15 protein-coding genes and 4 tRNA genes are annotated in these 16,796 nt (G+C 62.5%); 11 read left to right on the forward strand and 8 right to left on the reverse strand.

The genetic code is table 11. From position 1 onward, the window contains the following. The first annotated feature begins 2 nt into the window (after positions 1–2). The 4 genes from ACQ4WZ_RS05065 to ACQ4WZ_RS05080 all read left to right on the forward strand — a co-directional run bounded on the left by ACQ4WZ_RS05065 (position 3) and on the right by ACQ4WZ_RS05080 (position 4,417). Positions 3–1,658: a methyl-accepting chemotaxis protein gene (locus ACQ4WZ_RS05065; RefSeq protein WP_208327700.1), complete on the forward strand. Its 1,656-nt coding sequence runs from the start codon at positions 3–5 to the stop codon at positions 1,656–1,658. 84 nt (positions 1,659–1,742) lie between these two features. Then, positions 1,743–2,510, forward strand: coding sequence for a transporter (locus ACQ4WZ_RS05070; RefSeq protein WP_243858011.1), 768 nt, complete (start codon positions 1,743–1,745; stop codon positions 2,508–2,510). Between the two features lie 93 nt (positions 2,511–2,603). Beyond that, positions 2,604–3,098 (forward strand): hypothetical protein, encoded by a 495-nt coding sequence (locus tag ACQ4WZ_RS05075; RefSeq protein ID WP_436572717.1) that lies wholly within the window; start codon positions 2,604–2,606, stop codon positions 3,096–3,098. A gap of 20 nt (positions 3,099–3,118) precedes the next feature. Further along, positions 3,119–4,417 carry an NAD(P)/FAD-dependent oxidoreductase gene (locus ACQ4WZ_RS05080; protein WP_133990414.1) on the forward strand — a complete coding sequence of 433 codons (1,299 nt, stop codon included), beginning with the start codon at positions 3,119–3,121 and terminating at the stop codon, positions 4,415–4,417. Between the two features lie 42 nt (positions 4,418–4,459). On the opposite strand, the gene ACQ4WZ_RS05085 is transcribed toward ACQ4WZ_RS05080, so the two are convergent. After that, the gene (locus tag ACQ4WZ_RS05085; RefSeq protein ID WP_101481881.1) at positions 4,460–4,975 is read right to left on the reverse strand and encodes a DUF6265 family protein; all 516 of its coding nucleotides are present in this window, start codon (positions 4,973–4,975) and stop codon (positions 4,460–4,462) included. A 77-nt stretch (positions 4,976–5,052) separates the two neighbouring features. Further along, positions 5,053–5,766 carry a sensor histidine kinase gene (locus ACQ4WZ_RS05090; RefSeq protein WP_133990416.1) on the reverse strand — a complete coding sequence of 238 codons (714 nt, stop codon included), beginning with the start codon at positions 5,764–5,766 and terminating at the stop codon, positions 5,053–5,055. Positions 5,767–6,073: 307 nt separating this feature from the next. Between ACQ4WZ_RS05090 and ACQ4WZ_RS05095 the strand changes: the two genes are divergently transcribed. Then, the gene (locus ACQ4WZ_RS05095; RefSeq protein ID WP_436572718.1) at positions 6,074–6,469 is read left to right on the forward strand and encodes a hypothetical protein; all 396 of its coding nucleotides are present in this window, start codon (positions 6,074–6,076) and stop codon (positions 6,467–6,469) included. 74 nt (positions 6,470–6,543) lie between these two features. Here the strand turns inward: ACQ4WZ_RS05095 and ACQ4WZ_RS05100 are convergent, their stop codons facing one another. Both ACQ4WZ_RS05100 and ACQ4WZ_RS05105 read right to left on the reverse strand, forming a co-directional pair. Continuing rightward, positions 6,544–7,527: a GGDEF domain-containing response regulator gene (locus ACQ4WZ_RS05100; protein ID WP_101481878.1), complete on the reverse strand. Its 984-nt coding sequence runs from the start codon at positions 7,525–7,527 to the stop codon at positions 6,544–6,546. Positions 7,528–7,827: 300 nt separating this feature from the next. After that, the gene (locus tag ACQ4WZ_RS05105; RefSeq protein ID WP_436572719.1) at positions 7,828–10,299 is read right to left on the reverse strand and encodes a hybrid sensor histidine kinase/response regulator; all 2,472 of its coding nucleotides are present in this window, start codon (positions 10,297–10,299) and stop codon (positions 7,828–7,830) included. A 425-nt stretch (positions 10,300–10,724) separates the two neighbouring features. On the opposite strand from ACQ4WZ_RS05105, the gene ACQ4WZ_RS05110 reads away from it, so the two are divergent. The 4 genes from ACQ4WZ_RS05110 to ACQ4WZ_RS05125 all read left to right on the forward strand — a co-directional run bounded on the left by ACQ4WZ_RS05110 (position 10,725) and on the right by ACQ4WZ_RS05125 (position 11,368). Further along, positions 10,725–10,801: transfer RNA gene (locus ACQ4WZ_RS05110), tRNA-Arg, on the forward strand. Between the two features lie 82 nt (positions 10,802–10,883). Next, a tRNA-Arg gene (locus ACQ4WZ_RS05115) sits at positions 10,884–10,960 on the forward strand. 78 nt (positions 10,961–11,038) lie between these two features. Then, a tRNA-Arg gene (locus tag ACQ4WZ_RS05120) sits at positions 11,039–11,115 on the forward strand. A gap of 176 nt (positions 11,116–11,291) precedes the next feature. After that, a tRNA-Arg gene (locus ACQ4WZ_RS05125) sits at positions 11,292–11,368 on the forward strand. 55 nt (positions 11,369–11,423) lie between these two features. Here ACQ4WZ_RS05125 and ACQ4WZ_RS05130 read toward each other — a convergent pair. Then, complete coding sequence (locus tag ACQ4WZ_RS05130) at positions 11,424–12,296, reverse strand: helix-turn-helix domain-containing protein (protein ID WP_436572720.1); 873 nt, start codon at positions 12,294–12,296, stop codon at positions 11,424–11,426. Positions 12,297–12,411: 115 nt separating this feature from the next. Here ACQ4WZ_RS05130 and ACQ4WZ_RS05135 point away from each other — a divergent pair, with 115 nt between their 5' ends. Next, positions 12,412–13,368 carry a phytanoyl-CoA dioxygenase family protein gene (locus ACQ4WZ_RS05135; protein ID WP_436572721.1) on the forward strand — a complete coding sequence of 319 codons (957 nt, stop codon included), beginning with the start codon at positions 12,412–12,414 and terminating at the stop codon, positions 13,366–13,368. 94 nt (positions 13,369–13,462) lie between these two features. Then, on the forward strand, positions 13,463–14,608 hold the full coding sequence (locus ACQ4WZ_RS05140; RefSeq protein WP_436572722.1) for an alpha-hydroxy acid oxidase: 1,146 nt from the start codon (positions 13,463–13,465) through the stop codon (positions 14,606–14,608). On the opposite strand, the gene ACQ4WZ_RS05145 is transcribed toward ACQ4WZ_RS05140, so the two are convergent. The 3 genes from ACQ4WZ_RS05145 to ACQ4WZ_RS05155 all read right to left on the reverse strand — a co-directional run bounded on the left by ACQ4WZ_RS05145 (position 14,605) and on the right by ACQ4WZ_RS05155 (position 16,765). Continuing rightward, entirely contained in the window at positions 14,605–15,111 is a 507-nt protein-coding gene (locus ACQ4WZ_RS05145) for a P-loop nucleotide/nucleoside kinase family protein (RefSeq protein WP_436572723.1), read from the reverse strand. The two genes, ACQ4WZ_RS05140 and ACQ4WZ_RS05145, sit on opposite strands and share 4 nt — an antisense overlap. Positions 15,112–15,305: 194 nt before the next feature. After that, positions 15,306–15,956, reverse strand: coding sequence for a hypothetical protein (locus ACQ4WZ_RS05150; protein WP_436572724.1), 651 nt, complete (start codon positions 15,954–15,956; stop codon positions 15,306–15,308). A 41-nt stretch (positions 15,957–15,997) separates the two neighbouring features. Then, the gene (locus ACQ4WZ_RS05155; RefSeq protein ID WP_436572725.1) at positions 15,998–16,765 is read right to left on the reverse strand and encodes a CPBP family intramembrane glutamic endopeptidase; all 768 of its coding nucleotides are present in this window, start codon (positions 16,763–16,765) and stop codon (positions 15,998–16,000) included. Between the last annotated feature and the right edge of the window lie 31 nt (positions 16,766–16,796).

Genomic DNA, 16,796 nt, shown 5'->3' on the forward strand with positions numbered 1-16,796 from the left:
ACATGTTGAACCGGATGAAGGTGGGAACGCGCTTGCTGGCGGCATTTTTTTGTGTTGCGCTGATGGGGGCCGTCGTGGCCGGTATCGGCATCTTCAATATGGGCAAGATCGATACCATGGCGGGGCAGATGTACAACAGCGAATTGCTGGGCTTGTCGCACATCAAGGAAGCCAACATCGCCCTGATCAAAGTGGGGCGCGCCCGTAGTAATTTCTTGCTGGCCACTACCGCCGAGGAGCGCGCCATGCGCCAGGCCGACATCGAAAAATTCCTCGAATTAAACAAAAGCTACCTTGCCAAGGCGGAACCGCTGTTTGTCACGCCGGCCGCCAAGGAGCTGTTTGCCCGTTTTTCCGCCGTCGAAGCGGAATATATCGCCACCATGCAACAGGCGTTGGCGCTGGCTGCAGCCGAGCCGCTGTCCCAGCGCAGCGCGCAGCTGATTGAACTGCTCAACAAGACGCGCCAGCATGCGGACGAGCTCGACGGCATGCTGGATAAACTCTCGCTGCAGAAAGAAGAGCGCGCCAAGGCCGCAGCGGCGCAGGCGTCGGGCGTGTATCAGGCCAGCCGCAGCTTCATGCTCGCACTGGTGCTGGGCAGTATGGCGGCCGGGCTGGCGCTGGGGGCGCTGATTACGCGCGGACTGACGCGCCAGCTGGGCGGCGAACCGGCGTATGCCGTCAAGATCGCGGGCGCCATCGCCGAGGGCGACCTGACCGTGGATATCCGCACGGCCAGCCATGACAACGCCAGCCTGCTGTTCGCCATGAAAACCATGCGCGACAAGCTGGTGGGCATCGTCAGCCAGGTGCGTTCGGGTACGGACACCATCCATACGGCCTCCAGTGAAATTGCCCAGGGCAACCTCGACCTGTCATCCCGGACGGAAGAGCAGGCCAGTTCGCTGGAAGAAACGGCGTCCTCGATGGAGCAGCTGACCTCGGCCGTGCGCCAGAACGCGGACAATGCGCGCCAGGCCAATACGCTGGCCGGCGCCGCGTCCGACGTGGCCGGCAAGGGCGGCGCCGTGGTGGGGCAGGTGGTGCAGACGATGGAATCGATCAATGCCTCTTCGCGCAAGATCGTCGACATTATCAGCGTCATCGACAGCATCGCCTTCCAGACCAATATCCTCGCCTTGAACGCGGCCGTGGAAGCGGCCAGGGCGGGCGAGGAGGGGCGTGGTTTCGCCGTCGTGGCGTCCGAAGTGCGCAACCTCGCACAGAGGTCCAGCCAGGCCGCCAAGGAAATCAAGACCCTGATCGGCGACTCCGTCGAACAGGTGGAAATCGGTTCCAGGCTCGTGCATGACGCGGGCAAGACGATGGATGAAGTCGTCGCCAGCGTGCGCCAGGTGGCCGATATCATGCAGGAAATCACGGCCGCCAGCGCCGAACAGAGCGCAGGCATCGAGCAAGTCAATCAGGCCGTCTTGCAAATGGACCAGGTGACGCAGCAGAATGCGGCCCTGGTGGAAGAGGCGGCCGCCGCCGCCGAATCGCTGCAAGACCAGGCGCAGACCTTGACGGAACTGGTGGGCGTGTTCCGCCTGCATGCCCAGGCGCAACAGCTGGCCGCGGCCCCGGCCAGCAACGTCACGCCGCTGCGCCGGCCAGCGCCCGCCGCCAGGCAGGGAGTGCGGCGCCTGGCTTGACCGCGGCAGTACCGGGCGCAACACGCACGCCTGAGCTTGGTGGTAGGCTGTCGCTTTTGCGCATTTGCCACTTCCGGGTCTTCCATGTCTTCTCTCCGCTTGCCGTTGCTGTGTTTCTCCCTGCTGTCCTTGCCGGCCCTGGCGCTGGCGCAGGACGGTGATCCTGTCCTGCCTTACCGGCCTTCCGTGGCCAGCCCCGCCCAGCTGCCCGTGCCGGGCCAGCTGGAATTCGAGGCCGGTGGCCTGTTGTCGAAAACGGACGATACGCGCCGCGCCAGCCTGCCATACACCTTCAAGCTGGCGTTCACGCCCGAATGGGGCGTGCTGCTCGAAGGCGAGGGGATCGTGCGTGCGCGCGATGAAACGGGCCGGCGCGAGACGGGCTTGGGCGACACGACCGTCGTGCTCAAGCGCGCCTTTGAGCTCGACAGCGCCACGGCGCTGGGCTTGGAACTGGGCTGGAAGTTAGCGACGGCCAAGGACGCCATCGGCAGCGGCAAGAGCGACGTGTCGCTGAACGGCATTGTCAGCCGCGACTTGGGCGCCGTGCACATGGACGTCAACCTGAATGCCACGCGCCTGGGCGCATCCGACCCGGCGACGGGCAGGGTGCAAACGGGCTGGGCGGCCTCCTTTTCCACGCCAGTCAGCGCGCGCTGGGGCGCCACGGCGGAAGTGTCTGGCACGCGTTTGCGCGGTGCGCCGGCCACGGCGCAGTTGCTGCTGGCAGCCACTTACAGTCCCACGCCACGGCTGGCCGTCGATATCGGCATGGCGCGCGGCTTGACGGCGTCGTCGCCGGACTGGTCGCTATTCAGCGGACTGGTCGTGCCTTTGGGCAAGCTGTGGTGAGATGGTAACGCCAGTCCTTATGTGTCCTTGCGAACAAACAGGGTGGCGGACAAGGTCTACAATGGCGGCATAACTGATAAAAGGAGTGTCCCCATGAAAACCCTGTTGCTTGCCGCCGTCTTGCTGTCGGCCGCCACCGCCGCTGTTGCCCAGGTCGGTGTCTCCGTCACCGTCGGCCAGCCCGGCTTTTACGGACGCCTCGACATAGGCGATTATCCCGCGCCGCAATTGATCTACGCCCAGCCCGTCATCGTGCAGCGCCCGCAATACTATTCGGCCCGTCCCATCTATTTGCGCGTGCCCCCCGGGCATGCGAAAAACTGGTCCAAGCACTGCCGCAAGTATAATGCCTGTAACCAAGAGGTCTATTTCGTCCAAGATAGTTGGTATAACAATCAATATGCTCCCCGCTATCGCCAGCAGCATGGCGATCATGGCCGTCCCGATTATCGGGACCATGACCGTGATCGCGGCCATTATGACAAGCATGATGACAAGCGCGACAAGCATGAAGGCAAGCGCGACAAGCATGATGATAATCCGGGCAGAGGCCATGGCAACGGCAACGGCAACGGGCGCAGGGACTAAACAAGCAAGCAGGAGGATCTTTGCATAGTAAAATCGTCATCGTAGGTGGCGGCGCAGGCGGCCTGGAGCTGGCCTGCAAACTCAGCCGCAAGCTCGGCCCCGGCCAGGTGACCCTGGTCGACAGCCGCCTCTACCATATATGGAAGCCGTCGCTGCATGAGGTGGCGGCCGGTACCCTGGATATTCACCAAGAGGGTCTGTCGTACCAGATGTTGGCGCATGACAATGGTTTTACCTATGTCTATGGCCCCCTGATCGCGCTCGACGCCGCGTCGAACAGCCTCACCGTGGGCGCCATCGCCACCGATAAGGATGAACAGCTCTTGCCGCAGCGCACGGTCAGCTATGACCAACTGGTGCTGGCCGTGGGCAGCACCTCGAATTACTTCGGCGTGCCCGGTGCCAAGGAAAACACCATTTCCCTGAATGCCACGGAAGACGCCGAACGTTTCCGTTTGACGCTGTTGAAACTGCTGGCCATGGCCGAGCAGCGCCAGGGCGATGCAGGTCATCCTGGGGTTGACATCGTCATCATCGGCGGCGGCGCCACGGGCGTGGAACTGGCGGCCGAATTGCGCGAAGCGAGCGGCGTGTATGCCGCGTATGGTTTTCAGAATCTCAACGCCATCAAGGACGTGCGCATCACCCTGCTCGAAGGGGCGCCGCGCATCCTGGCGCCGCTGCCCGAGCGCGTGTCCATCGCCGCCTCGAAACTGCTGCACAAGCATGGCATTAGCGTGGTGACCGATACGCGCGTCACCACGATCGAAGCCGACAAGGTGACGGTGGCCAGCGGCACCAGCTATGCGGCCGATATCTGCGTGTGGGCCGCCGGCATCCGCGCGCCGGAATTCCTGTCGACTTTGGGCTTGCCGACCAACCGCGCCGGCCAGCTGGAAGTGACGGGCATGCTCAATGTGCAGGGCCATGCGAATATCTTCGCGCTGGGCGACTGCGCCGCCTGCACGGGGCCGGACGGCAAGCTGGTGCCGCCTCGCGCCCAGGCTGCCCACCAGCAAGCCGATTACCTGCTGAAAACCTTCCTGCTGCAAGCGAAGGGCAAGCCGCCGCAAACCAAGCCGTACGAGTACCTCGACTACGGATCGCTCGTGTCGTTCGGACGTACTACCTCCGTGGGCACCCTGATGGGTTCCCTGAAGGGGCTGAGCTGGTTCGTGGAAGGATTTGTTGCGCGCATGATGTATGTCAGCCTGCATTTGATGCACCACAATGCCGTGCTGGGCAGCGTGCGCACGGCCGTCATGGCCATGGGGCGCTTCCTGATCAAGCGCAGTACGCCGCAGGTCAAGCTGCATTAAACCGTTGATGTCAACAATAAAAAGGGGCCTTGCGGCCCCTTTTTATTTGCTTCGCGCCACTGGCGCCGCTTCGCAGCGGCCCCGCGTCATGGGGAAGGCTATGGTGGTGAGCTTGCCTTTCATCGTGCCGGTGATGCTGGCGTGCAAGATGCGCTCGCTGTCGTGGCGGTAGATGATGCGGCTGGGAAAGTCATTGTCCAGGTTGGCGAAGATGAATTCATTCGGCTTGTCCTGGCGCAATAGATTGAAAATCACAGGCGGCTGGCCTGACGGCTGCACGATGTAGGCCAACTGGCCCGGTTCGGTGAGGCGGATCTGCACGAATTCAAAGGCTGTCGTCTTGCCGCCCTTGACGGTGCGGCTGGTGCCGAGGAGGGTGCCGCCGGCGGCCGTACTCCATTGTTCCCCGGAGCCGGGTTCGGCGCCGTCGACGTTCCAGCAGCCGGCCAGCCAGGCCAGCTTGTCCACGGTTTCGGGCGGCGGCACGGTTTTTTCCGCAGCCTGGGCGGTACTCATGGCCAGCAGCGCTGCCAGCAGGGTGGGGATGAGTCGTTGCATGAGGTCTCCTGTCGTCGAATCGCTGCGCGGGGCAGAGCGCTCCCGCAGGCATCTGGCTTGGTGCTGCCTGGTAAGGACTATTCTTTCGGACTAATGCGCGGCAAAACGACGGTCAGGGCCGTGCCGCCTTGCGGGTTGGCGGTCAGGCTCAGGCTGCCGCCGAGGTAGTGCACGCGCTCGCGCACGGAGCGCAGGCCGTGCTTGCTCATTTCGACGGTTTCCCTGGCCGGCAGTCCATTGCCGTTATCCTTGACGGTCATCATCAGCGCTTCGTCATTGTCATCGATGATGATGTCCACTTCGGTGGCGTTGGCGTGCGTGGCGATGTTGCTGAGCGCCTCTTCCAGTGTGCGCAGCAGCGCCACGCCCACGTTACGGGGGCAAATCAGTTCATCGTCGGGCAGGCTGCAGCGCACGGTGATTTTGTGCTGTTCGGCAAATTGCGCGGCCAGTTCGCCCAGCGCCACATTGACGCCAAGAAACTCCAGCTTGTCGTTCCACAGCTTCATCTGCATTTGCCGGTTGGTTTCAATCACATTCAGCAGCAATTGCTTCATGGTCGCAGCACGGTCAAGCAGGGCCGCTTCCTGCGGCATTTTTTGCGTCAGCAGCGACAGGTGCATGGTCAGCGCCGTCAGCGATGAACCGAGGCTGTCGTGCAGCTGGCGCGACAGGGCGCGCCGTTCATTATCCCAGCTGGTGTTGACATGACCCAGCAACTCGCTGAGATCGGCGGCGCGTTCCGCATCGGCCTGGGCCGCTTCCTTGTTCGGATCTGTTTGTGCGGACATAGCGCCCCGTGAATGGTGAAAGGTGGACCAAATTCAAGTGGTGGATCATACATGAGGATTTCATCGCAGGGCGCATGGATGGAAAATTTCTGTCTTTTCGACAATTTTAATCTCCTCCCATCATTTTTATATCATAGGCAAGATTATCGTTTGCGCCAAGGGGGCACAGTTACCGTCGTTACGTACGGCTGCGCACATACCGGGGCACCGCACGCTGCCATAGTGGGGCTGTGCATTACCCCATGCAGCCTTGGCGCCTCGCGGCGCAGGGCGCAGAGGCCCGCTTACCGAAACGAAAGGACATGCCATGAATATCGATACCATCGTCGACCAGGAATATGCCGACAAAAGCTTCCGCGACATCGTCAATGCCCCCATCAGCGCCCTGCGCGGCGTCAGCGCGAAGGATGCCAAGGCCTTGCAGCAGGCGTTTGGCGTGCACACCGTGCGCGAACTGTCCAACCTCAATTTCGTCAAATGGGCCAGTGCGCTAGCCATCCTGGCCGATGAGGAGGGCATGAGCGGCGAAGAACGGGCCAAGGAAGAACTGCTCGACGACGCCGTGGAAATGACTTTCCCCGCCAGCGACCCGATTTCCGTCGATGCGGGTATCACGCGCATCGAAGTGGCGCCGGACACCGTGAATGCGCAAACGGACCATCAGCACGCGGGCCAGCATCAAGTGAAGGCTGGCAAGAAATAAAGCCTCCCAGGCAGAAAAAAACCGGCTGGCCGTGAGGCTTGCCGGTTTTTTCATGTGTCGCGCGGAAAGTAAGCTCAGGCGATCAAGGGCATGCCGCTTTTCTGCATGTTCACCTGCGAGGCGATTACTTCGTGGGGCGAGCAGCAAAAGCGGTTCTTGCCCGCGCGCTTGGCTTCATACAGGGCCGTGTCGGCTGCACCGAGCAGCGATTCGACTGTGCTGGCGTCGTCCGGGTAGATGGCGATGCCGATGCTGGTCGACAGGCGCAGGGTCAGGTCATTGATGAAATACGGTTCGGAAATTACCTCGATCAGCTTGGCGGCGGGTTCGCGCGCGTCGCCCTTGCCGGCCAGGTTGCCCAGCACGATGACGAATTCGTCGCCGCCGATGCGCGCCACCGTGTCTTCCTTGCGCGAGGCGCCCACCAGGCGCGCCGCCACCATCTTCAGGATCTCATCGCCATAGCCGTGGCCGTAGCTGTCGTTGATGGTCTTGAAGCCGTCCAGGTCCAGGTACAGGATGGCCGACTTGCCCCGGTTGCGGGCCGATTGCCGCAAGGTATGTTCGATGCGGTCTTCCAGCAGGCGCCGGTTGGGCAGGCCCGTGAGCGGGTCGTGCAGGGCCAGTTCCTGCTGCTGCTTGCTGTACTGGGCCAGTTCCTTGTACAGCAGGCGCACTTCCAGCATGTTATGGATGCGCTTGTGCACTTCCATCAGGTCGAAGGGCTTGCTGATGAAGTCGCGCGCCCCCGCTTCCAGGGCGGCGATCTTGAAGCTCGGCTGCGCCGTCAGGGCCAGCACGGGCAGGTAGCCGCCATGCTCGATTTCCTTCAAGCCCTTCATGACCTGGAAACCATTCAGTTCCGGCATTTGCAGATCCAGCAAGATCAAGTCGTAGCAATGCTCCCGGTGCAGGGGGCAGACCTGGGCCGGACGCATGGTGGCCGTGACATTGGTATAGCCGGCATCGCGCAGGATTTCCAGCATCAGGTCGACATTGTCGGGCGAATCGTCGACGACCAAAATTTTGGCTTTCAAAATCTCATCTTGGCTGGGCATGTAGGGTCTCGGTTAATACGGTCTATGCAACGCTGGCTTCTACCGCTGGTGATCGGCTGACGGCGGTGAGAAAGATAGTAGCGCCTTGCAACAAGATGAGGCGCACAACAGCGCTTGAACTCGCTTCTGCCACTGATGGCAGCCAAGGCTGCCTGTCTCCTGCCTGCCGTGCAGGTGTGCTACTGCATTTAAGTGTAGCAAACTTCAGCTTAGTTGCTTGTAGGACAGTGCCGCGTCTGGAAGTAGGAAGGCCAACCCACAAAAATAGTCATTTTATTCTGCACTATGTATTTCTTTGCATCATCTTTTTAAGGGCGTAGCCGTGACGCGCGTCGCCGCCAGTTGCGCCACGGCTGCCACCAATTCGGCCGGGTCCAGCGGTTTCGCGACCCAGGCCTGGAAGCCGCTGGCCAACGCCCGCTGGCGATCTTGCGCTTGCGCAAACGCCGTCAGCGCCAACGCAGGCAGCCGGGCGGTACCCGGGGAAGTGTGCGCACGGATTTGCGTCAGCAAGTCGACACCGTCGGCATCGGGCATGCCGATGTCGCTGACCAGCACATGTGGGCGCACCTGCGCCAGCAGTTGCAGCGCTTGCTCCACGCTGCCGGCGCCATGCACTTCGGCGTGGTGGTCGCGCAGGATGCGTTGCGTCAGTTCGCGCCCATCGGCTTCGTCATCGACCAGCAGCACCCTGATGCCGCGCAAGTCATGGCTGGCGGACGGGACGCCGACCGCCTTGCGCGCCGCAGTGGCCGGCGTGCCCAGGGGCAGGCGCACGGTGAAACTGGCGCCCTGCATGTCGCCGGCACTGCTGGCCGTGACCGTGCCGCCATGCTGCTCCACCAGGTGCTTGACGATCGACAGTCCCAGCCCCAGGCCGCCATGCTTGCGCGTGGTGGAGGCATCGGCCTGGCGGAAGCGGTCGAATACGTGGGGCAGGAAGTCTTTCTTGATGCCCACACCATTGTCGGCCACCGTGATGGCCAGACGGGTCGCCTCGCGGCACACGCCGATATCGACCTGTCCCCCTTGCGGCGTGAACTTCAGGGCATTCGACAGCAGGTTCCAGATCACTTGCTGGATACGGCCGGGGTCGCCCATGATCGTGTCCGCATCGCTGGCGATACTGCTGTGGATGGTGATGTGCTTGGCGTCGGCCGCCGGGCGCAGGGTTTCGATGGCCGAGGCGATGACGCTGGCGGGCGCGAGGGGCTGCAGGTCGAGCAGCACTTTGTCGGAGGTGATGCGGTTCATGTCGAGCAAGTCTTCGATCAGTTGCGCCTGCGCGCGCGCATTGCGTTCGATGCTTTGCAGCCCACGGTGCAGGTCCGCCTGGTCGCGCGTGCCGCGCCGCAGCACCTGCGCCCAGCCCAGGATGGCCGACAGTGGCGTGCGCAGTTCATGCGACAGGGTGGCGAGAAAATCATCCTGCAGCTGGTTCGTGCGCTCGGCCTCGGCACGCGCCTCACGTTCGCTGTCGAGCAGCACCTTGCGCTCTTCGGCGGCGCGCGTGGCGGCCGCGTACAGGCGCGTATTGTCGAGCGCGACGGCGGCCTGCGCCGCGATGGCCGAGACGATGCGTTCGCTGCGCGCGCTGAACATGCCCGCCTGTGGATGGCCCAGCAGCAAGCGCCCCAGCAACAGGCCCGAGCGCGAGCTGATGGGCAGGCTCAGGCAGCTGCGCAGGGGCGGCGCGCCATCGGCGCTGGCTTCGGGCGCGGCCAGCAAGTCGTTCTGGCACATAGCCGGTCCCTGGCGCAGTGCCGTGGCGATGGTCTCGGCCTGGCGCAGGCTGATGCCGTTGACGGCGCGCGCCGCAGGGTGGACATCGCCCGCATCGTCATAATAAAAGGCGCCGAAGCGCGCGCCGCTGATGCGCGTGGCCGCATCGACGGTTTCCTGCAGCAGGGCCGGCAAGTCCAGGGTGGCGGCCAGGGCCGCGCCCGTGTTGTTGAGCAGTTCCAGCACGCAGGTTTCATCGCGCAAGGCTTCCTGCGCGCGCTTGACCTGGTCGACGTCGGTGCTCGTGCCAAACCAGCGCAGCAGCTGGCCGCCCCGGTCTCGCACGGGATTGGCGCGCGTCAGGAACCAGCGGTACTGGCCGTCGGCGCCGCGGATGGGAAATTCCATTTCGAAGGGCGTGCCATCGTGCAAAGCGGCCTTCCAGCCTTGCAGCATGGGCGGCAGGTATTGCGCGTCATAGGCGATGCTCCAGCCGTCACCCGCCATCTGTTCCGCGCTGGTGCCCGTGTAGTCGTGCCAGCGCTGGTTGTACCAGGCGATGGTGCCGTCGAAGCTGGCGATCCAGGCCAGTTGCGGGATGGAATTGGCCAGCGTGCGCAAATCGTCCTCGCTGTGGCGCAAGCTTTCCTCGGCCGCCTTGCGCTGGCTGATGTCCTGGATATGCGTGGTCAAGCCTTCGCTGGACGGGAAGATGCGTACTTCCAGCCAGCGCCCCAGCGGCGGATACTGCAGCTCGAAACTGCCGCTGTGCTGCTGCGCCATGCTGCGGCGGTATTGCACTTCCAGTTCCGTGCCCTGCAAGTGGGGACAGGCTTGCCACAGGCTGCTGCCTGCCAGCTGGCTGCCGGGCGGACGCTGCGGCGCGAGCATGTCGGCGCCGCGCGTATTGATGTAGCGGATGGTCCAGTCGTGGTCGAGCAGGCAAAAGCCGTCGGCTATGCTCTCCAGCAAGTTGGTCAAGCGCTCGTCTGACAGGCTCAGCGGCGCTGATGGGGGTAGCAGATCTTGCTTGCGGTCATGCTTAGCCATCGGAAATCCTGCAACGGTGAGTCTGCCGCACGGGCTTTTGCCCAGCCGGGCCGCCGTCGCTAAGCTCAGTTAATGGGTCATGAGGGGAGTGCCTGCCGTCATGAAGAAGAGGAGGCACAAGTGTCCCTGTCTGGCTGGTATTGTAGCCCCAAGCGGGGCGGCGCCACCGCACGCTTGCCTGCCGCCTGCAGATAGCACTGGACAGGCGGGAAGGCAGTCCCTATAATCCCGCTTCTTTCGAGACAGCAACTTCTCGATACGCTGGATACCATTGTGAAAGCAGCGGTGTACATCGATGAAAGGCGTAGGCTTTTCGGCAGTGAAAAGGTGGGCGATGGTGCGGGGCGGTATTCTGCAAAATCAGCTAAGCGATTGAAAAATCGAACTTTTCAAAGCGAAATGAATACGCTATAATGTTTGCCTGCGCGGCTGTAGCTCAGCTGGATAGAGTACTTGGCTACGAACCAAGGGGTCGTGGGTTCAATTCCTGCCAGCCGCACCAGAATACTGAAAATCAGACTTTGCCTGGTTTTGTTGTAAAAAGTTTGACCTCCATGTTGTACCGGAGCTGTTGTAGAAGTTTTGCGGCTGTAGCTCAGCTGGATAGAGTACTTGGCTACGAACCAAGGGGTCGTGGGTTCAATTCCTGCCAGCCGCACCAGTATTGCCAAGATCAGGTCTGCCTGGTTTTGATGAAAGTTTCAAGCTTCGTGCCGTTCGGCGAAGTGTGTCAGAGTTTGCGGCTGTAGCTCAGCTGGATAGAGTACTTGGCTACGAACCAAGGGGTCGTGGGTTCAATTCCTGCCAGCCGCACCAGTATTAGCAGTAAAGAAAAAACCCGGAAAGGTGACTTTCCGGGTTTTTTTTCGTTCGTTCGTCCGGTCGGCAGCGGTGCTGCCTGCTGTTGAAAAACAGGGGGCGGCCGTCAATTGTGAAATATCGCCGCGACGCCCTTTGCCATTCTGCAAAGCCCTGCTATAATCTTGTCTTAGGCGGCTGTAGCTCAGCTGGATAGAGTACTTGGCTACGAACCAAGGGGTCGTGGGTTCAATTCCTGCCAGCCGCACCAGAATATTGGGGGTCAGATTGTAAAATCTGATCCCCTTTTTCGTTTCCGAATGGATTTATGATGCGCCTTTGGCGCCGCGCCGGTATTGCAGGCGGAACGCGCGCGGCGTGACTTGCCTGGCGGCGCGGAACTGGCGGTTGAAATGCGCGAGGTTGCGATAGCCCGCCTCTTGCGCGATGACGGCGATGGCGAGATCGCTTTCGATCAGCTGTTGGCAGGCGCGGCCGATACGCAGCCGCGCCAGGTATTCGCCCGGCGTGCAATGCGCGTGGCGCTTGAAACAGCGGTGAAAGGCGCCCAGCGACAGGGCCGCCTGCCGCGCCAGGGTTTCCAGTGCGATCTCTTCCCTGAAATGCCCGTGCATGAAATCAAACACGCTGGCCATGCGCTTTTGCTGGCCATCGGGCATCGGCGCCTGCGCTGTTGAGGCCAGCGGCCGCGCACCTGCATCGCCGGCCAGTGCCAGCAACACGTCGAGCAGAAGCGGCAAGCGCTGCGGCACGGGCAGGGCATTGAGTTGCAGCAGTTTGGCCGCGCTGTGCGCGCTCGTTGCCGGCGAAAAGTGCAGTGCGGGACCGGCGCGGGCCGCCAGTTGCCGCAAGCTGTGCAACTCGGGAAAACAGGCCGCCAACTGCTCCACCCATTCCAGTGAAAACCACACGACGACGGCCAGCATGGGCTGCGCGCGATCGATGCGCTCGCTGGCTGACCAGGTGTGGGGCAAATTCGGCCCCAGCAGCACCAGGTCGCCCGGCTCGAAATCGCCCAGGTGGTCGCCGATATAGCGTTGGCCCCTGGCATTGACCGTCAGGGTCAGCTCGAACTGCGGGTGGTAATGCCAGATGAAGGGGATGGCCTCGAGTTCGCGCCACAGCAAGCCCCAGGAGTGGCCCACGGGGATCGTGACTTGTTCGAATAAAGGCGTCATTGTGACGATTTGATGGTATGGATAGTCAGGATAGTATCAGTATTGGCCGCTTAGCGCGCATTTCAACTGGCCGTGCCATCGCACAATCTGTCCCATACCAACAGAGGAGACAGCGATGCAGATCCCATACCAATACGGCGAAGGCCGTCCCGGCAATCCGTCCGTAGCCTACACGGAGCAGACCCAGTTGCGCGACATCCAGAAACAGCTGCCTTTGCGCGTGCTGTCCGACAGTGATTTTTTGCACTGGCAAACCTATGGCTACGTCATCGTCAAGGATGCAGTGTCGCCCGAGCAGGTACGGCGCACGACGGATTTCCTGTGGGAATTCCAGGGGCTGGACCAGCACGACTCCGCCACCTGGAACCGGGACCAGCTGCGCGACCACGCGATGAAGGAACTCAATGGTTCCGGCATGGTCGAGGCCTATCACAACCAGACCTTGTGGGATAACCGCCAGACGCAGCGCGTGTACGACGCTTTTGTCGATATCTGGGACCGCGAAGACTTGTGGGTGACCATCGACCGCGCCAACCTGAACACGCCGAACAAGGGCAAGCGCAAGTTTGGCGGCTTCATCCACTGGGATGCGGACACCACGCTCGACCCGCTGCCCGTCAACGTGCAGGGCGTGCTGGCCCTGTCCGACACCTCGCCCGAGAGCGGCGGTTTTCAGTGCTATCCAGAATTGTTCAACAACTTGCTGGCCTGGCGCAAGACGGTGCCGCTTGATCGCAACCCGTGGCAGCCGGACCTGGCGACGGTGCCATACCCGATGGAATTCATCGCCATGAAGAAAGGGGAGTTGTTGATCTTTAACAGCCTGCTGGCGCACGGCATCCGCCCGAACACGTCGACGCACCAGGTGCGCCTGGCACAATACATTTCCTTTACGCCAGCCCAGCAAGACAATCAAACCTTGCGCGGCTGGCGTGTGCAAAGCTGGCGCGAGCGCAGCGCGCCGCAGGGCTATGCGTTTCCCGGCGACCCCGAAGAAAAGGAAAAGCTGCGCTATCCGCAGGCGCGCTTGACTGCGCTGGGCGAGAAGATCCTTGGCGCGCGCGACTGGTAAGTGTGGCGCCAGGGCCGCTGGCATTGCCTGTCGGATAGACAATTGCCGGCAAATGCACGATCATGGTTCGACTTGCCATCGACCGAGGAAACGCATGAGTATCATCACCTGCATCGAAGACTTGCGCGTGCTGGCCCAGAAACGGGTGCCGCGCATGTTTTACGACTACGCCGATTCCGGTTCCTGGACGGAATCGACGTACCGCGCCAACAACAGCGATTTCGCCAGGATCAAGTTCCGCCAGCGCGTGGCCGTCAACCTGGAAAACCGCAGCCTGGCCTCGACCATGGTGGGCCAGCACGTATCGATGCCGGTGGCCCTGTCGCCCACGGGCCTGACGGGCATGCAGCATGCGGATGGTGAAATCCTTGCCGCCCAGGCCGCTGAAAAATTCGGCGTGCCGTTTACCCTGTCGACCATGAGCATTTGCTCGATCGAGGACGTGGCGGCGAACACGACAAAACCGTTCTGGTTCCAGCTGTACGTGATGAAAGACCGCGAATTCATCAACCGCCTGATCGACCGCGCCAAGGCCGCCAAGTGCGGCGCGCTGGTGCTGACACTGGACTTGCAGGTGCTGGGCCAGCGCCACAAGGATTTGCGCAACGGCCTGTCGGCGCCACCGAGACTGACCATACCCAACATCATCAACATGGCCACCAAGCCGCGCTGGGTGGCGGGCATGCTGGGCACGAAACGCCGCGGTTTCGGCAATATCGTCGGTCACGCCACGTCCGTCTCCGACATGTCCTCGCTGTCGGCCTGGACGCAGCAGCAGTTCGACCTGAGCCTGTCATGGGCGGACGTGGAATGGATCAAGCAGCGCTGGGGTGGCAAGCTGATCATCAAGGGCATCATGGACCCGGAAGATGCGCGCCTGGCCGTCAACAGTGGCGCCGACGCGCTGATCGTTTCGAACCACGGCGGGCGCCAGCTCGACGGCGCGCAATCGTCGATCGAAGCCTTGCCTGCCATTGTCGACGCCGTCGGCAGCCAGATCGAAGTGCACATGGATGGCGGCATCCGCTCGGGCCAGGACGTGCTCAAGGCCGTGGCCCTGGGCGCGAAAGGCGTGTACATCGGCCGCCCCTTCCTGTACGGTCTGGGTGCCATGGGCGGCCCCGGCGTCACCAAATGCCTGGACATCATCCGCAATGAACTGGACTTGACGATGGCCTTTTGCGGCTTGCGCGACTTGCAGCATGTGGACAAGAAAATCCTGCTGCCGGGCACGTTTTAAGGGGCGATCCGCACGATATCAAAGCCTTCCGACGCGTCGGGCGGCACGAAGTGGCGCGTGATGGCGTCAAAATCAGCATCGCTGGTGGAAAACGGGTGCAGTCCGCTTGCATTGCGCAGGCGCAAGCGCGCCTTGCATTCGTCGTCCGACACGTCCAGGTAATGCAGCACGTGCGGCGTGCCCGCCTGCTGGAACAGTTCGCGCATCCAGGCGCGGCTGGCGGGCGTATTCGCGGGAAAATCGAGCACGACGGACACGCCCGCCTGCAGCATCTGCAAGCACAAAGGGGCGATGGCCGCGCGCAGCCGCGCCGCGCAGGCCACGTAGTCGGCCAGGCTGGCGATCTGGCCCGGATACAGCTGCGCCAGCAAACTGTCTTCGCTGATGCGCACGGTCTGCGGCGCGCAGGCCAGCCGGGCCGTCAACGTGGATTTTCCGGATGCAATCTTGCCGCACACGAGGTGCAGGGTGGGGGTAACTGGGGTGCTGGAAGTGGTTTGCATGGTCGCTCGCTGAAGTGAAAAATAAAACCTGCGAGACGTCTTGACCAGTTGCTGCATATCAAAGCCGCCCTGCAGGCGGCTTTGGCAATCATTATCCTGCTAAGCCACCATCGGTCGAATGGTGGCAATAATGGTGGTCAGGGGAGGAAATGTCGATTGCATGGCTGAACGATGCCATGCGATGGCTCGCACTGTCAAGCCTGCTCCATGCGCGTCCATGGCTCGCGGAACGTGGCCGCATCGAGCGGCCGCGCATGCGGGTCGTCGGGCTGGAACAGGCCGCCGATCAGCATATCCTGGATGGCGCCCGTGAAACCGCCGTACGTGGCGCGGCCCCACTGGCGCTGCGTATGGGCGAAGATGACGGCGTTTTGCTGCGCGGCCAGTTGGGCCAGCGATAGTCGCAAGGTGGCGGTCGCTTCCGGACCCATGTCCGTGGCGATGGCGCACACCAGGCGCTGGCTGAACTGCAAGGTTTTGCCTGCCAGTCCCAGCAACGATTCATTGGCCAGTGCGAGGAACAGATCGGGTGCCTGGTCGTCTTTTTCGCAAATGGTCCAGGTGGGCGCCCACGCTTCCAGGCTCATGAAGCGGGCTTCCGTCGTGGCCGGCGTGTGCGTCCACTTGGCGTGCGATTTGGCGTCCCAGCCCAGGCGGCCAAAGGGAATCGGCTTGCCCTTGGGATTGTATTGATGGCTGCGCACGCTGGCCTTGCCTCGTGCTTGCGCCACGACACCATCGAGGCTGGCGGCAAATGGCAGCCATTGCGCCGCCTCCCACAGCGGCGGAGCATCGGGCGCCGCCAGCAGCAGGAACACTTCGTAATCACGTGAAAAAAACGCCATGCACCTTCCTCAGTCTATGGATGGAAAATCTTGTCGCAATATTATCGTTGTAGCTGCGATATGGTGGCGCGCTGGCTGGGGCGCAGCAGGTAGACGCCATACAGGCACAAGGGCAGCACGGCCAGCAGGGCGATAGCCGGCAGGATAGACGCGCCGTCTTCGGCAGGGTTCGGCAAGGTGGCCGTCACCAGCGCGTAATCCCACAGTCCATGCACGAGCACCATGGGCCATACCGAGCGGGTGCGCAGGCGGATGGCGGCATAGCCGACGCCCTGCAAGGTGGCGGCGACGGCTTGCCACAGGGCGCCGCTGACGTCGCCCGTGGCCAGGCCATTGGCCGTGTGGGCCAGGCCGAACAGCGCCGAGGAAATCAAGACGGCAGGCCAGACGGCGTACCGATCCAGCATGCCTTGGAGCAAAATGGCGCGGAACATCAGTTCTTCCGAAATGGCCACCAGCGCCGCATTGCAGGCCACGATCAGCAGCACGCGCGGCTGTGGCCAGCCGCCTGCCCAGGCCAGCAACAGCATCAGCAGCGCATACAGCAGGGGCGGCCAGACCAGCCACAGCGTTTTCCATGGCTGCGGCACACCCAGGCCCGCTTCGCGGCGCCGGCTTGATGCCAGCAGCAGCGCCAGTGCAAACACGGCGGCCAGCGCCCACGACAGGCCGATACGGCCGGTGACGGCTGCGCCCGGTAAGGCGTAGCCGGCCGATTCCAGCCAGCGGCCGCCCAGGCTCAAGCACAGCCAGACGGCCAGTGCGCCGACGGCGAGCGGCATGGTGAGGTGGATTCTAGGGATGGACATGGTCGGCTTCGGTCTGTGTGGCATTCTCTGC

The organism is Janthinobacterium darwini (assembly GCF_051380905.1).
Classification (GTDB): domain Bacteria; phylum Pseudomonadota; class Gammaproteobacteria; order Burkholderiales; family Burkholderiaceae_D; genus Janthinobacterium.

What these genes read in the sequence shown, in the direction of transcription:
- ACQ4WZ_RS05065 (WP_208327700.1), top strand. Translation starts at nt 3, where the DNA reads ATGTTGAACCGGATGAAGGTGGGAACGCGCTTGCTGGCGGCATTTTTT.
- ACQ4WZ_RS05070 (WP_243858011.1), top strand. Translation starts at nt 1,743, where the DNA reads ATGTCTTCTCTCCGCTTGCCGTTGCTGTGTTTCTCCCTGCTGTCCTTG.
- ACQ4WZ_RS05075 (WP_436572717.1), top strand. Translation starts at nt 2,604, where the DNA reads ATGAAAACCCTGTTGCTTGCCGCCGTCTTGCTGTCGGCCGCCACCGCC.
- ACQ4WZ_RS05085 (WP_101481881.1), bottom strand. Translation starts at nt 4,975, where the DNA reads ATGCAACGACTCATCCCCACCCTGCTGGCAGCGCTGCTGGCCATGAGT.
- ACQ4WZ_RS05090 (WP_133990416.1), bottom strand. Translation starts at nt 5,766, where the DNA reads ATGTCCGCACAAACAGATCCGAACAAGGAAGCGGCCCAGGCCGATGCG.
- ACQ4WZ_RS05095 (WP_436572718.1), top strand. Translation starts at nt 6,074, where the DNA reads ATGAATATCGATACCATCGTCGACCAGGAATATGCCGACAAAAGCTTC.
- ACQ4WZ_RS05100 (WP_101481878.1), bottom strand. Translation starts at nt 7,527, where the DNA reads ATGCCCAGCCAAGATGAGATTTTGAAAGCCAAAATTTTGGTCGTCGAC.
- ACQ4WZ_RS05105 (WP_436572719.1), bottom strand. Translation starts at nt 10,299, where the DNA reads ATGGCTAAGCATGACCGCAAGCAAGATCTGCTACCCCCATCAGCGCCG.
- ACQ4WZ_RS05130 (WP_436572720.1), bottom strand. Translation starts at nt 12,296, where the DNA reads ATGACGCCTTTATTCGAACAAGTCACGATCCCCGTGGGCCACTCCTGG.
- ACQ4WZ_RS05135 (WP_436572721.1), top strand. Translation starts at nt 12,412, where the DNA reads ATGCAGATCCCATACCAATACGGCGAAGGCCGTCCCGGCAATCCGTCC.
- ACQ4WZ_RS05140 (WP_436572722.1), top strand. Translation starts at nt 13,463, where the DNA reads ATGAGTATCATCACCTGCATCGAAGACTTGCGCGTGCTGGCCCAGAAA.
- ACQ4WZ_RS05145 (WP_436572723.1), bottom strand. Translation starts at nt 15,111, where the DNA reads ATGCAAACCACTTCCAGCACCCCAGTTACCCCCACCCTGCACCTCGTG.
- ACQ4WZ_RS05150 (WP_436572724.1), bottom strand. Translation starts at nt 15,956, where the DNA reads ATGGCGTTTTTTTCACGTGATTACGAAGTGTTCCTGCTGCTGGCGGCG.
- ACQ4WZ_RS05155 (WP_436572725.1), bottom strand. Translation starts at nt 16,765, where the DNA reads ATGTCCATCCCTAGAATCCACCTCACCATGCCGCTCGCCGTCGGCGCA.